The 11800-nt window shown below is 69.8% G+C and carries 9 protein-coding genes and 1 pseudogene; 9 read left to right on the top strand and 1 reads right to left on the bottom strand.

The genetic code is table 11. The annotated features are described in order from the left end of the window. Positions 1 to 45: 45 nt before the first annotated feature. From OG520_RS41275 to OG520_RS41260, 4 genes and pseudogenes are all read left to right on the top strand, one after another. Positions 46 to 645, top strand: a complete 600-nt coding sequence (locus tag OG520_RS41275) for a cysteine hydrolase (protein ID WP_331748211.1) — start codon at positions 46 to 48, stop codon at positions 643 to 645. Positions 646 to 976: 331 nt separating this feature from the next. Beyond that, entirely contained in the window at positions 977 to 1735 is a 759-nt protein-coding gene (locus OG520_RS41270) for a GntR family transcriptional regulator (RefSeq protein ID WP_331748208.1), read from the top strand. A gap of 50 nt (positions 1736 to 1785) precedes the next feature. Then, positions 1786 to 2349, top strand: a pseudogene (locus OG520_RS41265) (MFS transporter); the annotation flags it as partial. A gap of 453 nt (positions 2350 to 2802) precedes the next feature. Beyond that, the gene (locus OG520_RS41260) at positions 2803 to 3519 is read left to right on the top strand and encodes a hypothetical protein (RefSeq protein ID WP_331748205.1); all 717 of its coding nucleotides are present in this window, start codon (positions 2803 to 2805) and stop codon (positions 3517 to 3519) included. Between the two features lie 142 nt (positions 3520 to 3661). On the opposite strand, the gene OG520_RS41255 is transcribed toward OG520_RS41260, so the two are convergent. Then, on the bottom strand, positions 3662 to 4435 hold the full coding sequence (locus tag OG520_RS41255; RefSeq protein WP_406016736.1) for an SMI1/KNR4 family protein: 774 nt from the start codon (positions 4433 to 4435) through the stop codon (positions 3662 to 3664). A gap of 696 nt (positions 4436 to 5131) precedes the next feature. Between OG520_RS41255 and OG520_RS41250 the strand changes: the two genes are divergently transcribed. From OG520_RS41250 to OG520_RS41230, 5 genes are all read left to right on the top strand, one after another. Beyond that, entirely contained in the window at positions 5132 to 5908 is a 777-nt protein-coding gene (locus tag OG520_RS41250) for a (5-formylfuran-3-yl)methyl phosphate synthase (protein ID WP_331748199.1), read from the top strand. Positions 5909 to 5915: 7 nt separating this feature from the next. Next, positions 5916 to 7322 carry an aldehyde dehydrogenase family protein gene (locus OG520_RS41245; protein WP_331749526.1) on the top strand — a complete coding sequence of 469 codons (1407 nt, stop codon included), beginning with the start codon at positions 5916 to 5918 and terminating at the stop codon, positions 7320 to 7322. A gap of 2 nt (positions 7323 to 7324) precedes the next feature. Continuing rightward, the gene (locus OG520_RS41240) at positions 7325 to 8428 is read left to right on the top strand and encodes an NAD(P)-dependent alcohol dehydrogenase (protein WP_331749523.1); all 1104 of its coding nucleotides are present in this window, start codon (positions 7325 to 7327) and stop codon (positions 8426 to 8428) included. A 165-nt stretch (positions 8429 to 8593) separates the two neighbouring features. Then, positions 8594 to 9502, top strand: a complete 909-nt coding sequence (locus OG520_RS41235; RefSeq protein WP_331748196.1) for a class I SAM-dependent methyltransferase — start codon at positions 8594 to 8596, stop codon at positions 9500 to 9502. 301 nt (positions 9503 to 9803) lie between these two features. Further along, positions 9804 to 11423 carry a hypothetical protein gene (locus tag OG520_RS41230; RefSeq protein ID WP_406016735.1) on the top strand — a complete coding sequence of 540 codons (1620 nt, stop codon included), beginning with the start codon at positions 9804 to 9806 and terminating at the stop codon, positions 11421 to 11423. Positions 11424 to 11800: the final 377 nt, after the last annotated feature.

Genomic DNA, 11800 nt, shown 5'->3' with positions numbered 1-11800 from the left:
GCGCCCGCGTCGACCAGGCACACCACCAGCAAGGAGAACACTCGCGTGAGTACTGCCCCCGCACTTGACCCCACGCACACTGCCCTTCTCGTCATGGACTGCCAGCCCGCGATCCTGACCCTTCTGCCCGAAGGCGGGGACGGCGAAGCCCTGCTCAGTCGCGTGGAAGGCGCCATCGCCGACGTTCGCGCGAACGGCGGCACCATCGCCTACGTACGCCTCGGTTTCACCGAGGCAGACTGGGACGCGATCCCGGCCACCAACAAGTCCTTCGCCCCGCTGGCCCAACACCGCGTCATGCACCACGAGGACCCTGCCGCTGCCATCCACGAGCGCCTGGCTCCCCAGGACGGCGACATCATCGTGCGCAAGATCCGCTACAGCGGCATGTCCACCACCGACCTCGACCAGCAGCTGCGCGAGCGCGGCATCACCACTCTGGTCGTCTCCGGTATCAGTACCAGCGGCGTCGTCCTGTCCACCGTCATGGACGCGGCCGACCGCGACTACCAGCTCTACGTCCTGTCCGACGGCGTCGCCGACCCGGACACCGAAGTCCACAACGTCCTGCTCCATCAAGTTTTCCCCTCACGGGCCCACATCGTCGACACCGCCGAGCTGCACGTCCTGCTCCGGGCTGACTGACTCGGACCACAAGCCGATCCCACCCACGGCCGCCGCACCCACCCGGTGTGGCGGCCGCCCACACACCACTGCCGGCCCAGCAACAGCCCGGAGCTCTCACCGGCCGCCCACCGCACCCACCGCCACGCCCTCCGCCTGTGGTTACGGCTCCCGGCCCGACTCCGCGCCGGGTGCCGCGGCAGGCGATCACGGGCACGATGCCGCAAACCTCCGTAGGCGCATGAGCGCCGAGCGTATTTCTACTCCAGCAGCTTTCACCCGGTGCAGTAGCTTGCCAACACCCCCTGGGAACGACCAGCTGCCGCAGCGCAGGACAACCGGAGGATCGCCCATGCCCCGAGAGGCGCCGTACCTCGCAGTAGTCGACGTGCTGCGCGCGCGGATTCTCGCGGGAGAGTGGGAGATCGGGGAGCGCCTGCCGTCCCGGGCACGGCTCGCCGAGGAGTACGGGGTCGGACGCAACGTCATGCAGAGGGCCATGGACCGTCTGATCATCGACGGTCTCCTCGAAGGACGCGCCGGCTCGGGCACCTACGTCCGCCTGCCGCGCGAGCGCCTGCGGCTGGTCCGCTCGCGGCACCGCGAACGCCGGGAGGGCTCTCCCTCCTGGGCCGGCGGGAGAGAGCGGGGCAGAGCCGACGCCTGGGATTCACACAGCCAGGTGCGCGTCCCCGCCCCCGAGGCAATCGCCGAGCGGCTCGCCATCAGTCCCGGAGACCTCTGCGTCAATACGCATTACGAGTTCCTCGCCGACGGGCAACCCGTCCAGCTTTCCGAATCCTGGGAGCCGATGGCCATCACGGATGGAACGCCGATCGTGCTGCCCGAGACGGGCCCCCTGGCGGGAAAGGGGGTGGTCGAGCGCATGCGCTCCATCGGCGTGGTCATCTGGACTGTGGTCGAGGTGCCGCGCCCGGCTCGTGCCACCCAGGTGCAGGCGAACCTCCTGGGTATCAGCGTGGGGGACCTCGTGCTTCAGATCGAGCGGACCATCTACGACACGGACGGACGTCCGGTGGAAACGGCCGACATGGTCATTCCGGACGTGCGCCGGGAAGTGGTCTACGAGTTCGGAGTCGACCGTCCGTAGTCGTTGAAGCCATCAGAGAGACATCGCAAATTCGACAGTGGGGTATTCGAATGTCAAAATCCTCCCGGCTCGGCCTCTTACGCGATCGGGACTTCGGACGGTTGTTTGCCGCCACCGCACTCGGTCAGCTGGGCGACCGCATCATCTTTCTGGCCCTGCCTCTGGTTGCCATCGCGGCATTGCGCGCCGACGAGTTCCAGGTCGGATTGCTGGCCGCGATGACTACGGCAGGCTCGCTCCTGGTCGGGCTGCCGGCAGGCGCGTGGGTGGATCGCATGCGGAAGCGATCGGTGATGATCAGCACTGATCTCGTTCGCGCGCTGGTCCTCCTGACGATACCGGTGACGTGGTGGGCAGGCCTTCTCACCATCTGGTGGCTCTACGCAGTCCCCTTGGTTCATGGAGTGTTGACTGTTTTCTTCGATGTCGCGTACGTCAGCTATCTCCCGCACTTGGTGGGACGCGGCAATCTCGTGGAGGGAAACTCAAAACTGTCGACAATGCGCTCAGTGACCAGTATCAGCGGGCCGACGGTGGCAGGGCCGCTGGTCGGCCTGATCGGAGCCCCTGCAACGCTTTTGGTGAGTTCGGCCGGGATGGCTATGTCGGGGCTGCTCGCAAGGCCCCCGAGCTCGCGCGGAGAGCTCCTCAAGCAGGTTGACGGAGTCGGCGCGGGTGTAGCCGGCGCCGGGTACCAACTGCTCGGCGACCCAGGTGAGTTCGCGCCGATCCTCAGGCGTCGCCGGATGCGTCACGCGGGCCCGCAAGAGCCGCCCTGGCCACACAACAGGCCCGAGTGGAAGCCGGGACCAGGCCACCGCGCCCGCCATAATCGGTTGGGGCCACAACCCATAAGCACCAGGGCAACTTCGGCTTACCGCCCGGCCCCATGAACGTGCCCGTGATCCCGGCCGAAGAGCCCACGCCGACGGGACGAACCCACTCGTCTCCTGCCGGCCCCCGCCGGCCATCTCACGGGCGCGGCCTGCCAAGGTGGGTCGCGCAACGCACCACGCGCGCCGTCCGACCACGCACCCAGCACGGACCGCACCACAGGAGGGGACACCATGGGCAAACAGCGCATCACCGTCTGTCTGCCGCCCGTCGGCCCCGACGGGCTGAAGCAGGCGATAGAACAGGCGATGGCCCCTTTCTGGTACGACCGTGAGGACCGCCCCCACCCGGACTGGGTGGGTGAGTGGAGCTACTGGTTCGTCTCCGGGACGGGCTGTCTCCTCGACGTACTTCCCGGCCACGAGGACGACCCCCGGCTCGTGCGGTACGACGACTGGGTCAAACCCCCCGAGGACCTGCCGCCCTCCCGCTGTCACGGCGGCCCGCGCGGCATCCTCGACCTCGACACGCCCCGCGCCGCCGAGGCCCGCCGGGCGGCCGGCACCTGGACGGCGTACCACGCCTTCGCCGACCGCTACCCGCCCGCGCTGCCCTTCCGCCACTTCGCCGAGCGGGTCAGGAACCTGGAGCCCGAACACGCCAGGGAGGCCGCTGTCGCCGCCTTCCGTGAACAGCCCCTGATCCAGGCGATCGAGGCCGACCCCGCCCTGGAGGAACGGTTCACCTTCGACCCCGCCCTCCACTTCGACGAGGACCTGGAGACCTACGTGACCCGCCATGTGGCCGCCGTGCTGCCCACCCCCGCCCTGCTCACCCTCGACGGCCGGTGGGTGGAGGCCGGCGGCCTCGACTACAAGCGGATGTTCAACGCCTACCTGGACGGCCTGCCCGGCGACACGATGGTCGTAAGGGTGCTCTACCACTCGTGACGCAGTGGTACTCCAGCCGGGTTCTTCACCAGTGCTGGTCAACGGGCTCGGGTGTGGAGAGTGTGCCGGGCTGGGACGGGCCGGGACGGGACGGGGTGGGGCGGTCTTTACGGGCTCGTCCCACGAACGTCGCAGCTCCCGGTCAACGCCCGATGTCGGCCCCGGCGGCCAGCCAGCCGAGGAGGTCATCGGTCACCCACTCGCCGACGCCGGGGCTGTCGATGTCGTTGTCACCGGCCCCGAGGTCAAGGCTGTGGACGGACGCCCGGTCACCGCCCCCGCGACGCATGAACAGACCGCGCCCGCCGCTGTCGTCGCCGATGAGCACCCAGTCCGGCTGGTACGTGCTCACCTCGTAGGTCTCGTTGCGTTCGAGGATGTCCAGCGGACCGTAGACCTGGACACCGTTGGGGAGGAGGACACCGGGCGTGGACCGCCAGAGCCGGGCCAGCGCCGGAGTGGGGCTGTCGCCGAGCCCGGCGGTCCGTGCCACGTGCAGGGTCAGGAAGCCCGCGAACGAGTCCGCCACCAGTTCCTCCGTACCGTTGTGGCGATCACGCCGGACCACCGCGTGCTCCTCACCCGTACTCGACTCCGCGGAACGGTCGAGCGCGAAGTGGTAGGTGCCGTCGCCGTCCGGTTCGGTGTAGAAGCAGAGCCGGTCCTCGTCGAGGCGCCACCCGGCGGTGAGGTCGTCGGTGCCCCGCTCGCCCGGTGGGGCGAGTGGGGCGAGCGGCTCGCCGTCGAGCTCGCCGTCGTTGTACTCGGCCAGCCACCACCGGTACGACGGCGCGAGCGGGCCCACGGCCGACTCGGCCGAGCGGATCCACGCCTCCGGCGCACCACATCCGGTCCGCGTGGCGATTGCGGGCGATTCGTCGATCAACGCTCGAAGGAGGACAAGGTCGGGGGTCACGGCCACGAGCCTGTCACATGGCCGTGCCGCACAGGCAGGGGAGACCCGGGGCCTCGCACCTCGCAGCTCGGCCCCGGAGGCGCACACCCCACCCCGAGGCTGTGCCCGGCGCGCTCCGCCGTTCGGCTGCCGCTCTCCGGCAGGGGCTGCGCCGGGCAGGTCGGCAGGTCGGCGGGCGGCCCGGCATCCACCCGCCACATGCCGGATCCTGATCCAGGAACGAGGGCGGACGCCGAGCTCGTCGAGGGAAGTGAGCCTCCTCGTGACCAGCCCCTTCGATGGGAGCGCCCCCGGCCTTCGGCGGAACGGCCTCGTGGGAACGACGACCGCCGGACGGGGCCGCCCGACCGGTCCGACGCGGTCAGCAGGGGCGTACGGTCTTGCGCACGGCGGAGCGGGTGGCGGGCCTCCGGTCGTCGAGCCAGGCCTCCGGTCTGCGAGCCGGGCAGACGTCTTCGAGCCGGGCAGACGTCTGCGATCCGGCCGGAGCTGAGCAGCGAGCCGTCCGTGAACAGCCAAGGCATCCGCGGTTCGGGCACGTGCTGGTTCGAACCGGCGTGCACGGCGCACCGGGTACGCCGTGACAACACCGTTCGGACTTCGAGCGCCCTACCGGTGGTCACGGGCCCTGGGAATGATGAGCTGACCGCAAGGGATCCAGACGACACCGCACACCTGCCTCTCGGCCAGGTGGACATGCGGTGGAAGGAGTCCACATTGTTGCTTCTCATCTCCCCGGACAGCGTCGAGGAAGCCCTCGACTGCGCGAAGGCGGCGGACCACCTCGACATCGTCGATGTCAAGAAGCCCGACGAGGGTTCGCTCGGCGCGAACTTCCCGTGGGTCATCAAGGAGATCCGTGACGCGGTTCCGGCGGACAAGCCGGTGTCCGCCACCGTGGGAGACGTGCCGTACAAGCCCGGCACGGTGGCCCAGGCGGCGCTCGGTGCGGCTGTCTCCGGAGCCACGTACATCAAAGTCGGCCTCTACGGATGCACGACGCCCGAACAGGCCATCGACGTCATGCGGGGGGTCGTCCGGGCGGTGAAGGACTACCGGCCGGACGCGTTCGTCGTCGCCTCGGGCTACGCCGACGCCCACCGGATCGGTTGCGTCAACCCGCTCGCCCTGCCCGACATCGCCCTCCGCTCCGGCTCCGACGCGGCCATGCTCGACACCGCGGTCAAGGACGGGACCCGGCTGTTCGACCACGTTCCGCCGGAGGTCTGCGCGGAGTTCGTCCGGCGGGCCCACGAGGCCGAGCTGCTCGCCGCCCTCGCGGGCAGTGTGAAGGTGGGGGACCTCGGCACGCTGACCCGTATCGGCACGGACATCGTGGGGGTGCGCGGGGCGGTCTGCGAGGGGGGAGACCGCACCACCGGAAGGATTCAGCCGCAGTTGGTGGCCGCCTTCCGGGCGGAGATGGACCGGCATGCCCGGGAACACACGGCTGCCGTTGCCGTCGCGAGTTGACCACGGCATGGCGACAGGCCGGCCCCGTCAGGCGTCGCCCGGCACCGTCGGCGAGCGCTTCGCCGTCCTTGATCCGGCGACGGGCGAGGCATTCGAGGAGGCCCCCGACCAGCAGCCGGACGAGTTGGACGCCGTTGTCGGCCGGGCCCACGAGGCCTGGCGCAGCTGGCGGACCGACCGCGGCGTCCGCGCCACCGCTCTGCTCACGGCAGCCGACGCCGTGGAGGCCGCCGGGGCGGAGATCGCTCCTCTGCTCACCCGTGAACAGGGCAAACCCCTGTCCGAGTCGTACGCGGAGATCGCCCGCACGGCAGCCCGCCTGCGCTACTTCGCCGAACTCGACCCCGGGCCCCGGCCCATCACGGACGGTCGCCCGGTACGGAGCGAGATCCGCTGGCGACCGCTCGGGCCCGTCGCCGCGATCGTCCCGTGGAACTTTCCCCTCCAATTGGCGTCGGCGAAGCTGGCGCCCGCGCTCGCCGCAGGCAACACGGTGGTGCTCAAGCCCTCGCCCTTCACACCCCTCGCCACACGGCTGCTGGGATCCGTCATCTCCACCGCCCTCCCCGAGGACGTGCTCACGATCATCACTGGTCATGAACCCCTCGGGGCCCGCCTGGCCTCCCATCCGGGGATCCGTCACGTGACCTTCACCGGTTCGATTCCCACCGGACGGGCCGTCGCGGCAGGCGCGGCGGCGTCGCTCGGCCGCGTCACCCTGGAGCTGGGTGGCAACGACGCTGCCATCCTGCTGGAGGACGTGGATGTGGAGCGGATCGCGGACCGGCTGTTCTGGGCGGCGTTCCGCAACTGCGGGCAGGTTTGCATGGCGGTCAAGCGCGTCTACGCGCCGGCCCGGCTCTACTCCGACGTTGTCGAGGCTCTCGCGCAGCGCGCGAAGACCACCGTCGTCGGATCCGGCCTCGACCCGTGCACGCAGCTTGGTCCGGTCAACAACATTCCCCAACTGGCCCGGGTCGAGCGCTACACGGCCCAGGCCCTGGCAGACGGTGCCCGAGCCGTGGCCGGTGGCCAACGGCCGGACCGACCGGGCTACTTCTACGCCCCGACGATCCTGGCCGATGTCCCACCCCGCAGCCCGGTGGTGACGGACGAACAGTTCGGTCCGGTCCTGCCGGTGCTGCCGTACCGGAACCTCGACGAAGCCGTCGAGGCGGCCAACGACACCGGCTTCGGGCTGGGCGGCTCGGTATGGGGGACTGATCTCGACCGGGCCGAGGCGGTGGCCGACCGGCTGGAGTGCGGGACGGCGTGGATCAACCACCACGCCGAACTGTCCCTCGCTCAGCCCTTCGCGGGCATCAAGGAGAGCGGTGTCGGCGTCGCGGGCGGTCCGTGGGGGCTCTACGGGAACCTCAGACCGTTCGTCGTGCACCGCCCGGAGGAGGCGTGACGATGAGGTTCGGCGCGGCGGTACTGCGCTCGTACGAGAGCCGATTCGCCGTCGAGGAGGTGATCCTGAACACGGGACCGACCGACGGCGAGATCCTGGTCAGGATCGCGGGCTGCGGGATGTGCCGCACCGATCTCGCGGTCCGGCATTCGGACGGCCGCTCACCGCTGCCGGCGGTGCTCGGCCACGAGGGGGCCGGGGTCGTGGTGGAGACGGGCGGCCCGCACACCGGCCTGAGCAACGGCGACCACGTCGTGCTGAGCTTCGACTCCTGCGGACACTGCCGGAACTGTATGAACGCGGCCCCCGCCTACTGCGACTCCTTCGCCTCGATCAACCTCTTCGGAGGGCGCAAGGAGAAGGCCGCGCGGTTCACCGACGCGGCCGGGGACGAACTGGCCCCCCGGTGGTTCGGTCAGTCCTCGTTCGCCGAGTACGCGGTGGTGTCGGCCCGCAATGCCGTCCGGGCCGACACCTCGCTGCCCATCGAACTACTCGGGCCGCTCGGCTGCGGCTTCCTCACCGGCGCCGGAGCGGTCTTCAACTCCTTCGGTGCCGGGCCCGGCGACACCATCGCGGTCCTCGGCGCAGGAGCGGTGGGCTTGGCCGCGGTGATGGCGGCCGCGGCCTCCGGAGCGGTCACCGTGGCTGTCGACCGGCACCCCGAACGGCTGGCGCTCGCCGAACGGTTCGGCGCGATCCCACTGCATGCCGCATCCGCCGACCTGCCCGGCCGCATCCGGCGACTGACCGACGGCGGCGCGCAGTACGCGCTGGACACCACGGCCTCCGCCCAGCTGATCAACGACGCGCTCCGGGCCCTGCGCCCGACTGGCCACCTCGGTCTGGTGGCACGGCTCCGCGCCGCGCTGCCGCTCGAACCGGGGACATTGGACCGGGGCAGGAGAATTTCCCACATCTGCGAGGGGGACGCGGTGCCGGGACTGCTGATTCCGCGACTGACCGGGCTGTGGCAGGCCGGGCGGTTTCCCTTCGACGAGCTGATCCGTACGTACCCACTCGCTGACATCAACGAGGCCGAACGCGACTGCGACGCGGGCCGCGTGGTCAAACCCGTCCTGCTTCCGGAGAGGAGTAGCCCCTGAGCGAGGCATTCGACGCCCCTGCCCGTCCGGTGGCCGCAGGACTGTGCGCTGTCGGGCGCTCCCCGAGGAACGGAGCGCCCTGAGCGGTGGCGCCGTGCGTCCGCCGCTGATCCGTCATTCGCGATCCTCGCTGTTCGCGGTCTCGACTCGCCCAAGGGAGCACATGTGGCCGGCACAACGTCTCTGAACACCGGAGTGGAAGGCGTGGAAGGAGGTGTCGGCCTGACCGCTCTCCTGGTCGCCGCGGCACGGGCGATCGAGACCCACCGCCACGACACCCTGGCACGGGACGTCTATGCGGAGCACTTCGTGCTCGCCGCACCGGCGTCCGCCGGCTGGCCGGTCCGGATGCAACAGGTTCCGGACGGGGACACCAACCCGCTGTGGGGGCGGTTCGCGCGTTACTTCGGTCTGCGGACGAGGGTCCTCGACGACTTTCTCCTCCAGTCGGTGCACACGGGTGACGTCCGACAAGTGGTCCTGCTCGGGGCGGGGTTGGATTCGCGGGCGTTCCGACTCGACTGGCCTCCCGGCTGCGTGGTCTTCGAGATCGACAGGGAAGGCGTGCTGGCGTTCAAGCACAAGGTGCTCGACGGACTGTCGGCCACCCCGAAGGCAGCGCGCGTACCCCTCCCGATCGATCTGCGCGCCGACTGGGTCGGAGCGCTGGCCGACGCCGGGTTCGACACGGACGCACCGAGCGTCTGGCTGGCCGAGGGGCTGCTGTTCTACCTGCCCGCCGCCGCCGAGACGGACCTCATCGACACGGTGGACCGGTTGAGCACGGGAGGAAGCGCGCTGGCGTTCGAGGTCAAGCTCGACAAGGATCTGCTGGAATACCGCGACAGCCCGCTCTACACCTCGACGGCACACCAGATCGGCATCGACCTGCTCAACCTGTTCGACAGAGAGCCGCGGCCCGACTCCGCCGGTGACCTGGTGAGCAGGGGCTGGGACACGTCGGTCCGGACCCCCTTCGACTTCACCCGCCATCACGGACGCGGCCCGTTGCCCGAGCAGAACGACGCGTTGGCGGGCAACCGCTGGGTGTTCGCGAACAAGCCCCGACCGTAGCGCTGCCACCGGCGCCCAGGGCCGCCGATCGTGCGGCGGACCCGACCGGGCAAGCCGACGGCGGCCCTGGGCGGGCTCTCCCGCGCGGCGACGGGGCGGCCGGCCCTTGCCGAAGGCCCCGATCAGGATCCGGGTCCGGGTTCGGGGCCGGTGATCCGGGGCCGGTGATCTGGGTCCAGTGATCTGGGTCCGGGGGACAGGCCCCCGGACCCTACCTGTGGGTCCGGGGGGCGTCGTTACAGTTCGAGCCCCGGCAGGCATACGGCTCCGGTGACGCGAGTAATCCACAACGAGGTGACGCGTGAAACGCAGTGACCGGATACGCCTGGGCATGCGCGCGAGCGCGGGGCAGACGGCAATCGAGTACCTGGCCCTGCTGGGGATCGTCGCCGTCGTGGTCGGCGTGATCGCCGCCGCGACCATCGGGGGCGACATCTCCCGCGTCGCACACGATCAGGTCTGCCGCATCGGTGCGGCGGCGGGCGGCGGCAGCGGCTGCCTCGACGACAACGATGTCAATCGCGAGCGCGACCATCGGCAGACGGATTCCGACGACGACCCCGTCAAGCCCGGCACCCTCTTCCGTGCCGAAGCCGGCGAGCCCGTCGGCAAGTCCGTCGGGAAGTCCGTCGGAAAGTCCCCCGGCAAGACGGTGAACGCACTCCCCGACCTGTGCTTCGAGCCGCGGGAATCGCAGTCGTCGGTGTCCGTCCCGGGCAGCGGCGTTCTCGGCAAGGCGGCCGCCTGGGGGTACTCCTGGCTGGTCAACTTCGTCATCGACAAGATCGACAACGAGAAGAACAAGGAGAAGCGGGTCAAGCTGGCGCTTGCGGACCTCGCCTACTGCCTCCCCGACTACAACATCGTCATCGCGCAGCCGCACGAAGGCAACCTGCAGGAGATGGACGGTACGGCGCTGATCGAGACAGTGGAGATCAGCGGCACCACGTACCGCGTGTACGCGTTCAAGACCGGCAAGTTCACCTGGGCGGACGACGCCGACCTCGGATGGAAGAACCGCGCGTTCCACGGCGTGTTCGACATCAGCGAGGACCGCCGCACCGTCACGTTCCAGGAGCCGCCCCGTCCCAAGCGGAAGGAGGGCTGGAAGCCCGGCGACGAGGGCTGCCAGGTCGAGGGACAGGAACCGCCTGATCGGAGCCGGTACTACGACACGTATTCCCCGCTGGACGACGAGGGATCGACGCAGGCGGTGCGGATGCTCGTGAACGACATGCGTCGTTGCTACCCCGACTACAACGTGGTCGCGATGCACTCGGAACAGGCGTCGCACTGGGCCGAGGAGCCGGATTCGTTCGTCCATCGGGGCAGGTACCGGCTGAACTCCAACGAATACCATGGCGCCGAGAACGGGGACGACATCGCCTCGGGCCGGGGCGTGTTCGACATCTACGTCTTCGACAAGGGCAAGTTCAGCAACGACGGCGACGGCGGCTACATCAACTGGGCCTTTTACGGCGACTTCACCCGCGACGGCTCGGAGGTGGCCTTCGACCGGCCGGAACCCGCCGACCTGGAGGCCGATTCCACTGCCACCGGATCGGGCACGGTCAATTTCGACGACGAGTCGCCGAAGTACACGGACGGCGGGCCGTACCCCGGTACCGACTACTCCGGCAAGGTGCCGGGCGACGACGCCGAGCTGACCCATTCACTGATCGACGAGTACAGCCGCAGCTTCCCCGGCAAGAACATCATCGTGGCGAAATCGTTCAACAACCTCTCCTTCTCCGGGGTGTCAGGCCTCGAACATCTTGCGGCGGTGGACGGCGTCGATGTGTTCGCCGTCGACAGCGGAACCATCACCAACAAGGGGGACGGCGGCTGGAAGAACTGGGGCTTCACCGGCAACTTCGAGTACGCCGAGGACGCGAAGGAGGTGACCTTCGGCGACCGGTGAGGCAGAGGTCGACCGCGCGCCCGTCGAGGGCCGAGGGGTGCCGTCGGAGACGCTGATCGGAGGACTGCCCACCACCTGGCCGGGCGCAATGCCGGGCAGGGTCGGAGGCAGTCCCGCCCCATGTGGATGTGCGCGGACGGCCCCGCCGCCGAGGCCGGTTCCGAAGGGCGCGAGCCCGAGCAGCCGAGCCGGGCGGCGGGTTGCCGGACCCACGACGTCCACCCGTCGACCGGACGGGCTCCGCGCCGTCCCGTGCGGCGTTCGGTCTCGTTCCCGGGCGCTTCGGACGGTCGTTGAACGCCGGTGGAGACAGCACCCGCGGAGACTCCTGCCAGGGCGGCGACATCGTTGACCGTGACCCGAGGAACGGGGATGCT

The sequence above is a fragment of the Streptomyces sp. NBC_00984 genome, from assembly GCF_045162475.1.
Lineage (GTDB): Bacteria > Actinomycetota > Actinomycetes > Streptomycetales > Streptomycetaceae > Streptomyces.
The sequence above is the reverse complement of the archived record's forward strand: the minus strand, read 5'-3'. Positions and strand labels throughout refer to the sequence as shown.